The following is a 16,769-nucleotide window of genomic DNA, read 5'->3' on the forward strand; positions in this document are numbered from 1 at the left end:
AATAAGCAACCTGCGCTAATTTGTAGTTAAATGACATGCCTAATAAACTTGATTAAACCCCAAAAACGCTCATTTTAGAACTTTAAACTTTAAATCAAAACACTCATAACTGCCAACACCTCCCCCCGCAGAAATATCACTGGCGCCAAGCACAGAAAACGTTGAACCATCCCACATCACCGAACCCACACAAAAAACGGTTCCTTCCATTACAGCACCCAAAATTTTTAGCATCAAAATAAACCAAAAAAAGACAACACCCCATTCAGCGCCAGAAGGCACATAAAAAAGGGTGCTAATGATTAAAAAAATAGAGAGGCACGTAAATTATTTTCCCGATATTTTTTGGGCAGCTTTTTTAGATTCATCAACTGTTTTTTGACCAGCACTTTTTGCGCCTTCAGAAGTTTTTCTTGCGGCTTCTTCAGTTTTCTTTTTTGCTTTATCTAAAACTGACAAAAAATCACCACCTTTGAATAAATCAAGGAGAAAAAAGGCAAAATAAAGATGTGTGATTGCACTAGAGCAGCACATTTCTGAAAAAGCATGTTTAGCATCAAGGCTGCAACGTATTAGAGAGTGGTGCGGTCGCCGAGATTTGAACCCGGGTCGTCAGCGTGGCAGGCTGATGTCCTAGACCAAACTAGACTACGACCGCTTTTCCATGGTTTCTTATTGGATTACGACCACCGTTTAGGTGCCATTAGCCATGCCGCCTTTGTGATAGACTGCGATAGTATTTATGTGCTTTTTGGTTGAATTGAACCTGCCGGAAATAGGCTGCTGGAAAAAGATAATGACAGTGCGGTAACCGGGATTTGAACCCGGGTCCTAGACTTGGCAAGCCTATGTACTAACCAAGCTGTACTATTACCGCTCAGTGATTCCTGTATTGGCGCATCAATACTTATGACTTCGCCGCTGTTTCAACTATAGAGCTAAATAAATAATTTACTATTCTAATTTCAATAGTTTTTTGGCGTTCTTACCATAAATTGGTTACCCCTTGAACCCCGAATAGAATATGATAGCCACGGAAAATTCACTTGAGCAAATCACAAAATGCAATTTGTTTAGAAAATGTTCCAGTTGCATTGGGGATATTTTCAGGCATAAATTGTGTAATACCCCAGTTTTGAAGAATTCTGGAAAGTGGGGATGTGGGTTTAACACGGGTTTTAGGGGAAAAATGGTTTAGTCAAGAAAGTTTGACTAAGCTTAGTCAAGATTTCTTGACGAAAATTCTTTTATTTTAAAAATTTGTGCCCTAGATTGTAGGTTGAAAATACAATGAGTGGAAAAAGAACTAAAGAGAAAAGGCTTTCTAAGGCGGTTGTATTGATGCGTAATTCTAATTGGCGATGTGGCAAACTTGAAAGGTCAATTATTCTGTACTTGCAGAAAAAAAATCATTTATTCAAAAAAGATGTTCCAGTAAAAGAGCTTGTTAGCAATTCAAGCTTGTCTGAGTATAGCAGAGACGAATGTTTAGATGCGATTAAAAGGTTGGAGCAAAGAAAAATCGTGATGCTACTTTCATAAATCATTAAGGCAAACGAGTTACGTTGTAAGACAAGGTTTCACTGCACATAGGACAAGTTTTCTTTAAGTGGTGCAAATACCAGCAAAGTAGGCAACGTTGCGTAATACAACCAAAAAACCATTAAGTCCAGAAATAAACGACTACGTATGAACCCACAAACTAAAGACCCAAACCAAGCCATAATCACCCCGATGAATCAGCAAGAAGTAAAACTGGCGGTTGAATGGGCACGCCAAGAGGGATGGAACCCCGGAATCCATGACGCTACATGCTTCTACCAAACTGATCCCGCGGGCTTTTATGCTGCCAAAGTTAATGGGGAAATTGTGGGGACTGTTTCGGCAGTAAATTATGGGGGCGGTTTTGTTTTTGCAGGTTTCTACATTGTGCGGACTGATATGCGCATGTTGGGTGTTGGAGCTAAGCTTTACAGTTTTCTTATGGATAAATTCCAAGACTGTAACGTTGGGATTGATGGGGTTTTGGAGATGCAGGCAACATATGAACGCCACGGCTTTCTGTTTTCCCACAAAAATAGCAGGTATATGGGAACCGCTAAAGGTGAATTGTCAAATCTTTGTATTTCTATCAGCCAAGAAAACTTTGAAGAAATCGTAGCCTACGATGCAAAATGCTTCTCAGTTCCGCGACCTGAATTTTTAAAACACTGGCTTACCCAAGAAGACAGTCATGCATTCATGACCAAAAGTGGGGGTGAAGTTTGTGGGTACGGAGTTATCCGCAAGTGCTTTGAAGGACATAAAATTGGACCACTTTTTGCAAACACAAAAGAGACAGCTTCAGCCCTTTTGGAGAGTTTGATGTCAACGGTGCAGGGTGAGATGGTGTTTTTGGATGTGCCTGAACCCAATTCAGCAGGGGTTTTGCTTGCCAAAAAGTATGGTATGCAGTCAGTGTTTGCCACGGTTAGAATGTACACGAAAAGGGCTGTTGCTTTGCCGCTGGACCAGATTTATGGCGTGACCTCATTTGAGTTGGGGTAACTGGTTAATACAACCTGATTGCTTGAAAAATATGGAAAAAAAATAAAAGGGATAGAGATTTGTTGCAGACTACTTTTTACGGCTTCGCAGAAGCATTACTATAGCAACAATCACAATTATCGCTACAATAATGCCTATGATTATGTAAAGGTAGTCCGTTGGAATGATTGGTGGGCTTTCTGAGGAGGCTGTTGGTGATTCAGGACCTGGAGTGCTTTCACCCATAACGTTTATGCTGGTGTAGGGTGTGTATGCTTCGTTTAGGTTTAAGCCGCTTGCTAATTCAGTGCCTGGGAAGTAGACTAGCCATGATGCTTCGCCAGATGTTGTTGGTGTGTAGGTGAAGTTAAAGAATCCTTCGTGGTCTGTTGTTGTCGAAATTTCTTCACTGCTACCGTCTGGGTTAACCCAAATCAAGTTGACGGTTTGGTTTTCAAGTGGTGGTGTAAAGGTTGCATTGTTGTTGGGGTCAGCTTGTGACTGGAAGAACTGGTAACCATTCAATCCGCCTGCGATAATTGTTGCTTCGTTTGCCAACATTGATTCGCCTTTGTTGGATTGTGCATAAATGTTAACAGTTCCCTGTGCACCGCCAATGAAAGCGTAGAGATGACCGTCGTTGGATGTTATGTACACGTTGTTGTTTGCAAGGGCTGCTGTAGCGAAAACTTGACCAAGAGCTGTGAAAGTAGACAGCACCGCACCGCTTGAAGCATTATATGCGGTAAAGCCGTAGGCTGCGTTGCCCATGTAGAACACATTGGTTCCTGACACTTGTGCAACAGATGCAGACGCAAAGATTTGGTGTCCACCCCATGCATTCCATATTTGAACAAAGTATGGTACAGTAGAGTTGACAATCCATGCGGAACTGCCGCTGCCGCCTAAGTTGGTTCCAGGTTCAATGAGTGCAAGAGCAACTGCATTGGTTGATGCTGATACACACAGCGTTGGGAAGTTCATGACAGTTGTGTCGTTAAGAAGATATTGGTAGTCTGTTCCATCGAGTTCGTAGCCCATGTCGGTTTGATTAGCGAAAACACACACGTTATCTGCGATGTATGTAGGAGTCTGTGTCATTGGAGTGCTGGCAGTTTCTCCAGCATTAATAGTGCCAATATTGATACGCTCTAAGGATGTTGCATTGTATATTGCTATAGTTCCCGCACCGCTTCCATAGGTTAAGAATAGGTAATCATTGACAATTGTTGGTGTACCATGGTTTGACCTTGCAGAACCAACCGAAACAGAGTTAATTATGGTTCCATTGATGTCTATTTGGGTCAGTGCACTTCCGCCAGCTTGAATATACAAACATGTTCGATTAAGCAGGTCTGTATGTATAGCTAGACTTCCGCCTTGACCGTCCTCAACTGATGAAACCGTAGTAGCCCATTGCTTTAGGCCCGTAGCAGCATTGATGGCGTACAGGTTACCGTCCTGCGCAGCAACATAAAGCGTTCCATTCCAAAATAGTGGAGAGCTTTTAACTTGCCAAGCAGTACGTTGAGTTGGCATATCGTTTATGTTTCCAGCAGTAGTACTCCATATTGTATTCCCGTTAGTAGCGTTCAAAGCATAGACATTGCCATCGTCAGCGCCAGTGTACAAAACTCCATTAATGATTGTGGGTGTTGATAGTAGCCTTGTATTGAATGATCTATTCCAGACTTCTTCGCCGCTAATAGAATCTACTGCATAAAGAGTTCCAGCCCATGACCCAAAGAAGACTGTACCATCACCAACAACTGGCGAACCAGACACTGGTGAATCAGCCTCAAAGGACCAACTTGCGGTCCTTATGTTAGTTGGGTAACTTCCAGATACAACACCTGTTTGTGTACCTGTTGTATCCATTGGACCATGGAATTGTGGCCAACCATCTGATTGTGGAAAATCAGATATACCACCGGAAACGTCACCAATACAGTAGATGTACCGACCATCGCTATCTGAATGAGTGCCAAATACACAACCATAAGCGACTATAGGCATAACAAAGTGTACAGGTAACTCCCAGAGCTTTTGACCAGTTATAACGTCGTAAGCTGTGAAGTGATACCCATCAAATGGTATGTCTGTTCCAGGCACATTTCCAGAGCTACGGTCAGAAGCGCTAATGAATAACTTGCCGTCACCGACACATCCAACCATGTATGAAATGTAGTATTGTGCCGGTTGCTTCCATAATTGAACAAGTGTTTTAGCATCGAATGCACTTACCCAGCCTTGAGGACTCTCAATGCTGTTGGCATATATTCGGCCATAAGCTGCCTCCGTGCCATAAGCATAGAAAGCTCTGCCGCCTGCTACGTCAAAGGCGCCAACTACGGCACCAGTATTTCCATCGAATGCAGTGATTTGTGTTGAAGAACCGCAGTGATACAAGATACCATCATAGTAAGTAGCGGAATAACCAGCATTACCTTGTTTGTATTGTCTCCAAATTTCTTGACCTGTATCTAGGTCTACTGCAAAGACAATACCTTCGCCATAACCGCCAAAGAATGCTTTTCCATCGGCAATAGCCAACGCCTCAAGACCGGTACCAACATAGTAAGTCCATTTGCCTACGGCTCCACTCGATGGTTGAGAGCAGTCGATGGCAACACCAACATGCTTGTTAGTTTCGGATTCTACAGCGGCTCCGATCAATACCTGCGTTGCAGGATCATACATTACCTGCCAGTAGCTGACTATAAGATTGCTTAAGCTTGTATAGCCAAAGGGTGTGCCGATATCTGTCATAGATGTTTCCGTTAACAATTCACCGTTAGTAGTGTTGACAAAGTATAAGGAACGAGTGTAGACTACAAGCAGAACGTCATCAGTAACTTTTACTGGTGCTTGAGTACCGAACAAGCCAACACCTGAACGTACACTATTACAAGTCCACACTTCTTCACCGTTAGTGATGTTAAATGCGGTTAAAGCACGGCTGCCTGTAAAAGCATAAACTAAACCGTTAAATGCAGTACATGCAGAACCGCCAAACATACTTGAGTAGAGCGGCATAGCGCTTTTCCAAAGTACAGTGCCAGTGTTAGGTGCTGGTCCAGTGCCAAAGCGTGTGTTTGCTCCGTCATTGCCCCAACTTGCCCATTCATATTGCATGACATCTCCGTATGGTTCACCTGTTTCAGGATTAATTTTTTCAGCTAAGACTTCTTGTGAAGAAACAACTGCATCATCAGAGTAGTAACTGACTCCTTGAGCAAATACTGTTAATATTGAGATAATCAGAATAGTAGATAGAATTATTGTTGCGATTTTTGAGTTATTCAGTTTTTTCATTTTTTTCGCCCAAATAGGGTTATATTAGCGTAAAAACGCATACCATTCAAGTTCTACGCTTTTTAATTTAATAATTAGTGTGTGGGACTCCCACTGACAAAAAATAAAATTTAAAACATAAACAAACAATAATAAGAACTGACATGAAGAAATGGATTGATGAGAAGGATGACGAACAAGAGGCTCATACGCTAATTAGTTTAGGAGTAACTGCTTGCCAAGCCAAGATACTGATTTTTCTATCAAAAACAGGTGGCTCAAGTGCCCAAGCCATATCAAAAGCAACGGGCATAAATCGCACAGATATCTACCGCATTATGCCCACCCTGTATAAAGAAGGATTAATTAACAAGATAATAAGTGCACCCGTCAAATTTGAAGCAGTTCCAATAAAGGATATTATAACAATTCTTATGAAGCACAAAACCGCTGAAATGATTGCTTTAAAATCAGCTACAGACAAAATGATCAGGGACTATAAAACAAATAAAAATCCCGTTGTCTACTCAGTTGATGAAGATCAAGACCGATTTATACTCATCCCAAAAGGTAAAGCGGTGTCGAAAAAAAGAAAACAAGCAATAGAGAAAGCAAAAGAAAGTATTGATTCAGCCTGTACTTACTCAAATTACATATACAATATTACAGATAATTATACAAGAATTATGGATGCCTTAAACAGAGGTGTACAAATCAGGCACATAATTGAGATGCCCAACATCCCAAGGTCGTTCCCAAAAGAAGCCCAGAAAATTTGGGGGCACCCTTATTTTCAAATCAGAGCAGTAGCTAAACCACTCACAAGCATATTTGAAATTTATGACAACAAAGAAGTAATAATTAGTGTTTCCGCGCACAAAGTATATCGTTCAAACATTTTTTGTTGCAATAACACCAGCATCTTAGAAATTACAAAAACTTATTTTGAAAACACATGGACCAACGCCAGCTACCCAAACGAAATAATTAACAAAATGACCATAACACAAAAAATAAGCGGAAAGAAGAAACCTAACAGTACAGAGTCAGCTATTTTCGTGTAAAGGCGTACAAATCAGCTTGTTAACTTCTTTTACTGCTTTTATTGATACTTCCAACATGTCATCGGTGGGTTCTTTGGTGGTGAGATACTGGAAAGCCATTCCCGGTGAAACGAGCGCCTTTACAATGGGTGAGTTTCGGTATTTGCCGCTGAGTCTTAGTAGTTCATAGGATATGCCCGCGATAACGGGGATAAGCAAAAGCCTGTATGATAGGTTTATTGCAAATCCCAAGTCAGGCATTAAAGTGAACACTACTATGCTGATTATGAGGACGATGAAAAGGAAGCTTGTTCCGCATCTGGGGTGTAGCCGTGAGTGTTTTTTGACATGTTCCACATCCATTGGGACGCCTGCTTCATGTGCGTTAATAGCTTTATGTTCTGCACCATGATACATGAGCACACGTTTGTATTGTCCCCAAAGCGAAATCACTGACAAGTACGCTACAAACATTGTGAGGCGGATGATTGCTTCAGCAAGGTTGAAGAGGAACCCTGAAAGATTAAACCATGTGGCTAAAAGGAAAGGAGCCAAAAAGAACACGGCGGTTATACCTAAAACGCCACCGATTATTAAGGCGATTTCACCAATGCCAAACTCGATTTTTTCTGGTTCTTTACCATCAACTGCTTCTTCTTCAAAGGCAGCGCTTGCAGAAAACATTATCCCTTGAATTCCCAGATAGAGGTTTTCAATCATGTTTACAATGCCGCGGAAAAAGGGCAATCCGAAGAGGCGGTTTCGTTCAGAGTAGGGGTTTATGTGTTTTATGTCTGTTACGATTTCTTGGTTGGGTTTTCTTATGCAGGACACCATGTATCTGCGGGAACGCATCATGATACCTTCAATGAGCGCTTGTCCTCCAAATGCAAGTGACGGTTCATTTTTTGAACTGTTGGGCAATTACGTATCAACCTTTTATCGCTTGGGATTCGTTTTTATTATTGTTTCCCAGCTAAATAAACACGGTATACACATTTTGTTAATGTCTTTTTCAGGTAAAATATGTGGGTTTAAAATATTGTCGAGTTTAAATCACGCTATTTATGAAAAAATTATGTTAGATACTTTGTTCCAGTTTTTGGAACACCCTTGTTTTATTTCTTTCAAAAGAAATATCGGTTAACTTTTCAATGTTGCCATTTGAACAAGCCAGAGTTTTCAAATAAAGAATTATTTACAGTCAAAATGAAGAGGGTCCTTGAGAGGCTGGTGGATAAAACATGTTAACATTTAGTACCTTGTTGATTCTTTGTTAAGTACCAGTGAATAGCCACCAAAATTATGATATGCTTAAAAAGTGTGCCAAGTTGTGTCTAAACCCTACAGTTTTCTTCCATAGCAGCGTCTTGCTCCATCATAAACACCTAAGCATTCATGACAGAATCAAAACCCTTTTGGCTTGAAATCAACTGTAAAGCGTGTTCCACAACTTGGCAAAATATTATTCTTTTTTTGAAATATAACGCTTTGTTGTAACAGATTGAAACCCACCGCCACATCGACTTTTATTCCAAACGGTACCGGACGCGAAAGTGCACGACAAAATTCACCTCGAAAACGGCGACCACATCATAATCAACAAGCCCAGCCTCACCGAAGAATGGTACGTGGTAGGCGAAAAAGTAACAATCACTTACCCACTGGAAAAAGCAAACGTATGCCTATATCCGCCAAACGAGTTAGCAGACGAAACAGCAGTCTAAAAACAACAAATAAGACCACAGAGTGCTATCTTAACTTATTAATACTAACAATACATGAATACAGAAGAAGCTAAGGGATACTTGGATGGCTAAAGACAATCTATCTGAATTGTCAAAAGAACAACTTATAGATGAAATAAAAAGGCTTAAAAAAAGAAAAAAATACGGCATAGTCTGGGAGAACAAACCAGAAGAAGTAGCAGAGCTCTGCAAAAAAAAACTGCCTATATTTGTAGAAGATAAAGAAAAAGAAATCAACACAGACAAAGAAGCACCAGTCAATATTTTAATCGAAGGCGACAACTATCACGCCCTCTCAGTTCTCAATTATACTCACAAAGGCAAGGTTGATGTGATATACATTGACCCACCGTACAATACAGGAAATGGAGACAGCTTTATCTACAATGATAAAATCGTCGACAATAATGATGGATATAATCACAGTAAGTGGCTGTCTTTTATTTCAAAAAGATTAAATTTAGCTAAGAACCTCCTTAGCAAGAAAGGAATAATTTTCATATCTATTGATGACACAGAAGTATCACAGTTGAAACTTTTATGCGACGAGATATTTGGAGAAAAAAATTTTATTGCTAATGTACTATGGAAAAAAAAGACAAACGCTAATAACATAGGCTTCATACCACCGGTACACGACTTTATCCTTGTTTACTCACGAACTAATAGACCAAAAATTACAGATTTACCAATTTCTGATGAATATATTAAAAGCGTCTACAAGAATCCAAATAATGACCCTAAAGGTTTTTGGAAGACGATGGATTTATCTGCAAATCACAAAGGTCCTTATTTCCCAATAAAAAACCCGAAAACAGGAAAGGACTATTATCCACCAAAGGGGAGGTATTGGGTATTTAACGAAGAAGAGATAAAAAGACGAATCAAAGAGGGCTTAATTATCTTTGGTACAAGTGGAAAAGGGGCACCAGTTCAAAAAAAATACTTGAATGAAGCAAAACTCACTGTGAAACCTGATACATGGTGGGATAAAGTCGCTCAAAATAGCGAGGGGACAACAGAAATTGCAGAAATCTTGGGACCAAAAAAATTTGTGCACCCAAAACCAAAAAATCTCATTAAACATATATTAAGACTAAGCGGCGATGCTGACTCGATCATTTTAGATTTTTTTGCAGGTTCAGGGACTACAGCTCATGCAGTTTTAGAGCTTAACGACGAGGATAAAGGTAATAGAAAATTCATTCTTTGCACCAATAATGAAAATGATATCTGTAGTGAAGTTTGTTATCCACGAATTAAGAACGTAGTGGAAGGATATACTTCATTAAAAAGAGGCAGAGTAAAAGGCAGCCAAGGACACCTTAAATATTTTAGAACAGATTTTGTTGATGCTGAACCTACCGATATCAACAAAAAAAGATTAGTTGAGAAATCAACTGAGATGTTATGTTTAAAGGAGAATTGTTTCGAGGACACTAAGATAGGTCAAGACTTCAAGTTATTTTCCAATAGACAACGCAAAAATTTGGGTATTATTTATAGTGAAGAAGGGATTGAACCCTTTAAACAAGAAGTTAAAGCTTTGAAAAAGAAGTTTTTGGTTTACGTTTTTTCTCTTGATGAAAATGCTAGAGATGAAGAATTTGAGGATGTCGCAGAATTCGTCCAATTAAAACCCATTCCCGCAGTTATATTAAATGTTTATAAAAGAATTTTCAATCCAAAAAGAGGTAACTCTAATGATTGAGCTTAGAAATTATCAGAAAAGAGCTGTTAAAAGCCTTAAGGGTAAAATTGAAAATGTTTTGCGGTCTTCTGAAAGGGGTATTGTTATTTTTCAAGCGCCCACTGGTAGTGGAAAAACTGTTATGGTTTCTGAAGTGTTAAGGCAGCTTGTGAAAAGTCAGCAAGAACATAGAGGGTTATCGTTTATTTGGGTTTCAGTGAGGATGCTGCATGAACAAAGTAAGGAGAAGCTTGAAAAGTTTTTTGAGGATGAAAGGCTTCTTCAGTGTTCCTATTTTGAAGATTTATCCGACAGACAAATAGGCGAAAACGAGATTCTGTTCATTAACTGGTCTAGCATAAACAAAAAAGACATCAACATTTTCGTGAGAGACAACGAACAAGATAACAACCTCAACGCAGTGGTTCAAAACACAAAAGAAGAAGGCAGAGACATTATCCTAATTATTGATGAAAGCCACCACACCGCAAACTCTGAAAAATCAAAAGAACTAATCAACATCATTTCACCCAAAGTAATTCTGGAAGTATCCGCCACACCTCACCTCAAAGAGGACGTATCAGAAATAGAAAATGTACACTTATCAGATGTTAAAGCAGAAGAAATGATAAAATCAGAAATTGCAGTAAATCCTGAATTTCTCAATTTGAAAGTTAATGCTAAAAGTTCAGATGAACTTATTATAGGACAAGCACTTAAAAAGCGAGAAGAATTAGCTGATTTATACAAAAAAGAAGGGGTAAACGTTAACCCACTGGTTTTGATACAATTACCTGACCAAAAGGGCAACTTAATTAACAAAAAAGAAGATGTCATTCAAATCCTCGAAAAGTTCGGAATAACCGATGAAAACGGAAAAATGGCAGTTTGGCTCTCAGAAGAAAAAACAGATACACTACCAAATGTCGAAATCAATACAAACGAAGTAGAAGCGCTAGTTTTCAAACAAGCAATCGCGCTAGGATGGGATTGCCCAAGAGCATCAATACTGGTAATCTTTAGAGAATCACACAGTTTCACATTCACTATTCAAACTATTGGTAGAATAATGAGAATGCCCCAGCTAAAATACTACAACGAACCAGAACTAAACAAAGGCTTTGTTTTCACTAACCTATCAAACATTGAGATAACAGAAGACTACGCAAAAGACTACATCACCACCAATGAAGCAAAACGCAACAATAACCTCTACCAAAAAATAGAACTTCCCTCAATTTATCTAAAAAGACAAAGAGAACGTACAAGGCTATCTGGAGAATTTGTAAAAATATTTGCCAAAGTAGCTGATGAAACAAACTTACAACAAAAAATAACCGTGCCACCATCAAGGGTTGTTAGCCCAATAATAGCCGATGGAAAAATTGTTAATGTAGACAAAGCAGGAGAAATTGAGCATAAAGGAACCATCAAGGTACAATTAAGCCTGTTAGAGCTTCAGCAAAAATTTGATAAATTTATAACGGATTGCTGCACACCGTATGCCCCCTCAGATTCAAGCGACCGCCTAAAAACAGCGTTATACAACTATATTTCTCAAAAGTACAAGACAGAAAAATTTGACCCGATGGCACAAAGAATAGTTTTAGGAATAGAAAACACTCAAGCGTTTGTAGACACAATTAATCTCGCCAAAGAGCAATACAAAAAACAAATTGTAGATAAAATAAGCCAAAAAAGAGAAAAAATAGCATACCCAAAATGGGAAATCCCCCAAATAATCAGCTACAACAGCAGATACACAAAAACTGAAAAACCCAAATCAATTATGTCACCATTTTACACAAAAAAACCAAGTCAACCCGAAAAGCTCTTTGTTGAATTAATAGACAAATCTAAAAAAGTCAAATGGTGGTTTAAAAACGGGGAATCGGAACCAAAATTTTTTGCGGTACCCTACACTGAAAGCGACATCGAAAGCGCATTTTATGTTGACTTCATCGTACAATTCCAAGATGGCTCAATAGGTTTATTTGACACTAAAAGTGGAATCACAGCCAAAACCGCTAAATCAAAAGCGGAAAGCCTACAAAAATACATAAAAGAACAAAACAGCAAAAACAGAAAGCTATGGGGCGGCATAGTCATTAACATAAATGACAGTTGGAGATATAACGACCAAGAAATTTACGCATATAACCCCAATGACCTCAGTAACTGGAAAGTTTTAAACATTTAGTTAGTTAACAATTTTTCTGCTAAAAGCTGTTTTTTGTTTGGTTTTTTGTTTGTGAAAATTGTTTATAGGTCATCATTGCGGGGATGGTTTGAGGTGGGAGATGGCGTAGGTTTGTTGTTTCTGGGTGATTCTTGTAAGCCCACTTCATTGGTAATTGCTGTTCATTGCTTTCTGTTGTTTGGCACCTTTGGGGGTTATGAGCGGTTAAACCTCCGTGCAGAATGTAGATAAAGTCTATTTGCCGCCTATTTGGCTCCTAATAGTCAAAGTATGCAGAAAAGATAGAGAGAGGTCAAAGTCTATTTGGAGCCTATTAGAAATACAATGCAGAACCTATAGAGGGGTCTACCAGAACAATAGATGGGGGTCCCCTAATGGCTCATTTTCAAACCAAAAATATGGTTATTCGCTGCTGTAGCCGTGCTCTATTCTTCCATGAGTTCTGCGGTACTCGCTCTCATGCATTGCTTTGTCTGCGCCAAAGACTTGGATGTGTTGTTTTAGGTCTGCTTGTGTCATGAAGATGCAGGCGCAGTGGGGGCATTTGTAGTGATGATTATGGTTTTGGGGTTCGTTTATTTGGTCCATGTTCTTTTCACCTAGTGAATGTTTATTTGGATTTTTTTGCCATCCAACTCGCTCTCACGCCATTCCGCGTCAACTTCGCTTCGGTTCTTGTGCAAATACACTTTACGTGTACGAACTAGCCCCGCAAGCTCATCAAGGTACGGTTGCAGCAGAGCCATGCTTTCCTCGTCAAGCTCTGCGACATGCACAGATTCCATAATGTCGGTTGGTGTGAAACCCATCTCTTTACGTTGCGCTTGGATTCTGCGGGCTAAATCACGCATAATACCCTCACCGAGCAATTTATCATCACGCTGACCACTGAGAAACACAGTAACAGGGTCTTCTTGAGCAGACACCCATTTCTCAGCGCCTAAATCAGGAACAGCCTGCACATACTCAGCTGACTTCACGTTAACCTGCTCCAAAAACAGCGCCTCCAAGCTCTTCAATGCTTCAAGCGTCTTTTCGGGTGCAACCACAATTGCTTTTGCCAAAGGCCAGCGACGTTTCAGTTTACCCTGTTGACGGGCAGCATACGAGATTGAGACGCATTTGAGTAGGATGTCAAATTGTTCCTCGATGGTGCTGTCTTGCATTTGCGGGTTGGGTGTAGGCCACTCTGCCAAATTGATGGTTTCAGGCAGGTTAGGCTCCATAACACGGTAAATTTTCTGATACAGCATTTCGCTAAGGTATGGCGTTACAGGGTTAAAGAGTAACGTAACAGTTTTAAGAGTATGATACAGCAGTGCATAGATGGTTTGGCGGCGCATCATAGCTTCGGGCTCATCGGTCCAGAGTTCCTTGCGAATCATTGGCACGTACATGCGGCTCAAGGTTTCAATTACAAAGTCCTCCAAAAGCGCAACTGCTGCGTTGAACTCGCAGCGGTCGAGTTTCTGAGTGTACTCGTGGATTTTGCCCTGCAGTTTGGAGAGTAACCATTTGTCAGCTGCGGAGAGCGTGCCTGATTTGAAAGCCCAATCCAGCGTGTACTTTTCTGCGTCAAACTTGTCAAAGGTTGCGTTTTGCACAAAGAACCTGCTCAAGTGGTACAGTGTGCTCAATACTTGGTAGGGTCTGCGGGTGAGTTCTTGCATGTCAAAATTCATAAAGTCAATTGGGCTGCATTTGCGCATCATGTAGAAGCGGCAGAGGTCTGCACTGTTTTTCTCGAGCAGCTGGCTGGTTTGAACAACGTTTCCTAAGCTTTTGCTCATTTTTCTGCCTTTAGCATCCTGAGTTAAACCTTGGAACAAAAACGCCTTGTAGGGTGCAATGGGTTTACCTGTTAAAATCACGTACTCAAGTAGCAGCGAGTTTGCCCATCCCCGTGTTTGGTCAATGCCCTCAGTTAAGAACTCTGTTGGCACGAATTTGTGGGATTCTTCGTCTGTGAAGCGTGCGTATGGTGAGGCTCCGCTGTTGTGCCATGTGTCTAAAACGAAGTCTTCTCTGTGCATGACTCCTCCGCAGGTTGGGCACTCAAACGTGATGCGGTCAACCCAGGGCTTATGCAACTCAAAATCTGCTGGAATCTCTTCTCTTGCCAGTTCAAGCAGTTCTTTTTTGCTGCCTACCACGCGTTTGCCACCGCATTTTTCACAAGTCCACAGGGGTAGCGGTGTTCCCCAGATGCGTTCACGGCTGATGCACCATGGTTTGCCCTCTTTGAGGAAGCCTAAGAAGCGGTTTTTGGGTTCATCATAGAAGTATTCTACGCCTTCCGCAGCTTGGAGAACTTTGCTGTTGATTTTGTCTGTTCGTAGGAAGTATTCTTTTCTTGCGAGCCAAACGATTTTGTGGTGGCTTCTCCAGCAGGTTGGGTAATCGTGCTTGATTCTCTTGATCTTTACGTAACTGTTGCGAGCTTTAAGTTCTTCAACCACCATCATGTCCGCGTCACGTGCAAACACGCCTGCAAAGATTCCTGCGTCCTTGGTAAATTTAACCTCATCATCGTAGGGTGCAAAGATGGGGACTTTTCTGCGTTGGGCTGCCCAGAAGTCATCTTCACCGTTGCCTGGGGAGAGGTGCACGACGCCTGTGGCAGTGTTTACTTCAACGAAATCTTCGCCGATAACATGGTGGACAAGGTTGTGTTTGGTTTCGAGTTCGGCTTGTTTGGGGATTACATCTTTTAGGGGGTAATCATACGCGGGACCTTCGAGGCTTTCGCCTGTGAGGGTTTGGAGGATTTGGTAGTTTTTGATTTCCAACTCTGCCATCAAGGGCTCGACGCGTTCTTTAACCATTATCCAAATTTCACTTCCCACCTGAACTTTGACGTATTCTGCTTTGGGTTGAACCGCAAGCATAGTGTCCGTAATAACGGTAAACGGCATAGTTGTCCAGACAAGGAAATACTCGTTTTCTGTCCCACTGACTTTGAATTTGAAGTACAATGAGGGGTCTTCAACTGGCACATAACTGCCTTCGTAACCAACTTCCGCGCTTGAAAGGCTGGTTTGGCATCCAGGACAGTAAGCAACCACGTAGTGACCTTCTTCAAGCAGGTTTGTTTCCCAAGCACGCTTAAGAATTGTCCATTCACGTTCAATGTAACTGTCTTTGTAAGTGAAATAGGCTTTTTCCTGATTAATCGCAACGCCTAATCGACTGTCAGCATCCAGCCACATTGCATGATATTTCATGATTGCTTTTTTGCATTCCGCGATGAAGCGTTCCATCCCGTATTTTTCGATGGATTCACGTTTATTACGGACACCAAGGAGTTTTTCGACTTCAAGTTCCACTGGCAAGCCTTGACAGTCCCAACCCGCCCAAAACGGCATGTAGTAGCCTTGCATGGTTCGCATGCGGTATTTGATGTCTTTCATGATTCTACCGCGAGCGTGCCCAATGTGGGGAATACCGTTAAGTGTCGGTGGTCCTTCCACGTAGCCCAAGTTTGCTTTGGCGCAACTTTGGATGTTTTCCATTTTCTGGCGGATTTGATTTTCAGTCCAGAACTTGCGCATTTCTGCTTCAAGCTGCAAGGGAGCATAATTAGTTGGTAAACCTGAATTATCCTGTGTTTGGCTTGTCACTTTGGATACCTGCTGACGCAAAAATACGCTAAAAGACTATAAAAATCTATACAACCAAAAACAAAAAACACCAAACCCGGCTACTCTTTGTTGCAAAACTTTTAGTCGTGGATACACCGATATTTTAAATACTGTCAGATAAAATTAATCATTAGGGATTTATGTGAGAGGCAAAATCAACAGTGTAGTTTTAGTAACCTTTTTGGTGTGTTTAACTACTGTGTCTGTAGCTTTAATAGTATTGCAGCAACAAAATGAAAGTTTAGGACAAACAGAAATTCCGCAAGCTCCAGGGAATTCTTCAAACAAAATATATCCCTTATTTTATAACGTCAGTTTTCATTATGATGAGTCAAGCGTGTTGGTATACTCTGATGTCCCGATGCAAAACTTGACAATAGTTTACCAGTACACGACCATAGCTGGAACAACCCTTACCGAAAGCTTTGATTACGGAAGCTACTATCCCACATGGAACCCAAATCACGCAGTTTCACCTGGAGAACACCACTTTCAATATTACGAAATTCCCCAGTACATCATAAAAGCTTCTTCGACAATGAAATGGACCAGCGCGGGTTGCTTAATATTTGATATCGCTCCTCAAGTGCAAATTACGGAAATTTATGGCTACAGTTAAGTTCAGAT

13 protein-coding genes and 2 tRNA genes are annotated in these 16,769 nt (G+C 40.7%); 7 read left to right on the top strand and 8 right to left on the bottom strand.

What is annotated here, in order from left to right; translation table 11 throughout:
* Positions 1-69: 69 nt before the first annotated feature.
* From NWF01_03735 to NWF01_03750, 4 genes are all read right to left on the bottom strand, one after another.
* Positions 70-210 (bottom strand): hypothetical protein, encoded by a 141-nt coding sequence (locus tag NWF01_03735; GenBank protein ID MCW4024129.1) that lies wholly within the window; start codon positions 208-210, stop codon positions 70-72.
* A 117-nt stretch (positions 211-327) separates the two neighbouring features.
* Positions 328-459, bottom strand: coding sequence for a hypothetical protein (locus NWF01_03740; protein ID MCW4024130.1), 132 nt, complete (start codon positions 457-459; stop codon positions 328-330).
* Between the two features lie 121 nt (positions 460-580).
* A tRNA-Gly gene (locus tag NWF01_03745) sits at positions 581-658 on the bottom strand.
* Positions 659-803: 145 nt separating this feature from the next.
* A tRNA-Gly gene (locus tag NWF01_03750) sits at positions 804-877 on the bottom strand.
* Positions 878-1,290: 413 nt separating this feature from the next.
* Here NWF01_03750 and NWF01_03755 point away from each other — a divergent pair.
* Together NWF01_03755 and NWF01_03760 are read left to right on the top strand one after the other, a co-directional pair.
* Positions 1,291-1,542: a hypothetical protein gene (locus NWF01_03755; protein ID MCW4024131.1), complete on the top strand. Its 252-nt coding sequence runs from the start codon at positions 1,291-1,293 to the stop codon at positions 1,540-1,542.
* Between the two features lie 147 nt (positions 1,543-1,689).
* Positions 1,690-2,547: a GNAT family N-acetyltransferase gene (locus tag NWF01_03760; GenBank protein ID MCW4024132.1), complete on the top strand. Its 858-nt coding sequence runs from the start codon at positions 1,690-1,692 to the stop codon at positions 2,545-2,547.
* Between the two features lie 69 nt (positions 2,548-2,616).
* Here the strand turns inward: NWF01_03760 and NWF01_03765 are convergent, their stop codons facing one another.
* The gene (locus NWF01_03765; GenBank protein MCW4024133.1) at positions 2,617-5,841 is read right to left on the bottom strand and encodes a PQQ-binding-like beta-propeller repeat protein; all 3,225 of its coding nucleotides are present in this window, start codon (positions 5,839-5,841) and stop codon (positions 2,617-2,619) included.
* Between the two features lie 143 nt (positions 5,842-5,984).
* On the opposite strand from NWF01_03765, the gene NWF01_03770 reads away from it, so the two are divergent.
* Positions 5,985-6,884, top strand: coding sequence for a hypothetical protein (locus NWF01_03770; protein ID MCW4024134.1), 900 nt, complete (start codon positions 5,985-5,987; stop codon positions 6,882-6,884).
* Here the strand turns inward: NWF01_03770 and NWF01_03775 are convergent.
* On the bottom strand, positions 6,867-7,787 hold the full coding sequence (locus tag NWF01_03775; protein ID MCW4024135.1) for a DUF1385 domain-containing protein: 921 nt from the start codon (positions 7,785-7,787) through the stop codon (positions 6,867-6,869). The two genes, NWF01_03770 and NWF01_03775, sit on opposite strands and share 18 nt — an antisense overlap.
* Before the next feature lie 632 nt (positions 7,788-8,419).
* Between NWF01_03775 and NWF01_03780 the strand changes: the two genes are divergently transcribed.
* From NWF01_03780 to NWF01_03790, 3 genes are all read left to right on the top strand, one after another.
* Positions 8,420-8,590, top strand: coding sequence for a hypothetical protein (locus tag NWF01_03780; GenBank protein MCW4024136.1), 171 nt, complete (start codon positions 8,420-8,422; stop codon positions 8,588-8,590).
* A gap of 85 nt (positions 8,591-8,675) precedes the next feature.
* The gene (locus NWF01_03785) at positions 8,676-10,322 is read left to right on the top strand and encodes a site-specific DNA-methyltransferase (GenBank protein ID MCW4024137.1); all 1,647 of its coding nucleotides are present in this window, start codon (positions 8,676-8,678) and stop codon (positions 10,320-10,322) included.
* A complete protein-coding gene (locus NWF01_03790; GenBank protein MCW4024138.1) occupies positions 10,315-12,501 on the top strand; it encodes a DEAD/DEAH box helicase family protein in 2,187 nt (728 codons plus the stop codon). The genes NWF01_03785 and NWF01_03790 overlap by 8 nt, the downstream gene beginning before the upstream one ends.
* A 402-nt stretch (positions 12,502-12,903) precedes the next feature.
* Here NWF01_03790 and NWF01_03795 read toward each other — a convergent pair whose 3' ends face one another.
* Both NWF01_03795 and ileS read right to left on the bottom strand, forming a co-directional pair.
* Positions 12,904-13,089: a hypothetical protein gene (locus NWF01_03795; GenBank protein MCW4024139.1), complete on the bottom strand. Its 186-nt coding sequence runs from the start codon at positions 13,087-13,089 to the stop codon at positions 12,904-12,906.
* An 11-nt stretch (positions 13,090-13,100) separates the two neighbouring features.
* On the bottom strand, positions 13,101-16,121 hold the full coding sequence (ileS, locus tag NWF01_03800) for an isoleucine--tRNA ligase (GenBank protein ID MCW4024140.1): 3,021 nt from the start codon (positions 16,119-16,121) through the stop codon (positions 13,101-13,103).
* Between the two features lie 391 nt (positions 16,122-16,512).
* Here ileS and NWF01_03805 point away from each other — a divergent pair, with 391 nt between their 5' ends.
* On the top strand, positions 16,513-16,761 hold the full coding sequence (locus NWF01_03805; GenBank protein ID MCW4024141.1) for a hypothetical protein: 249 nt from the start codon (positions 16,513-16,515) through the stop codon (positions 16,759-16,761).
* The last annotated feature ends 8 nt before the right edge of the window (positions 16,762-16,769 follow it).

This window comes from Candidatus Bathyarchaeota archaeon (genome assembly GCA_026014585.1).
Taxonomy (GTDB): Archaea; Thermoproteota; Bathyarchaeia; order Bathyarchaeales; family Bathycorpusculaceae; genus Bathycorpusculum.

Coding starts and splice junctions, on each gene's coding strand:
- NWF01_03735 (MCW4024129.1), bottom strand. CDS start 210: ATGGAAGGAACCGTTTTTTGTGTGGGTTCGGTGATGTGGGATGGTTCA.
- NWF01_03755 (MCW4024131.1), top strand. CDS start 1,291: ATGAGTGGAAAAAGAACTAAAGAGAAAAGGCTTTCTAAGGCGGTTGTA.
- NWF01_03760 (MCW4024132.1), top strand. CDS start 1,690: ATGAACCCACAAACTAAAGACCCAAACCAAGCCATAATCACCCCGATG.
- NWF01_03765 (MCW4024133.1), bottom strand. CDS start 5,841: ATGAAAAAACTGAATAACTCAAAAATCGCAACAATAATTCTATCTACT.
- NWF01_03770 (MCW4024134.1), top strand. CDS start 5,985: ATGAAGAAATGGATTGATGAGAAGGATGACGAACAAGAGGCTCATACG.
- NWF01_03785 (MCW4024137.1), top strand. CDS start 8,676: ATGGCTAAAGACAATCTATCTGAATTGTCAAAAGAACAACTTATAGAT.
- NWF01_03790 (MCW4024138.1), top strand. CDS start 10,315: ATGATTGAGCTTAGAAATTATCAGAAAAGAGCTGTTAAAAGCCTTAAG.
- NWF01_03795 (MCW4024139.1), bottom strand. CDS start 13,089: ATGGACCAAATAAACGAACCCCAAAACCATAATCATCACTACAAATGC.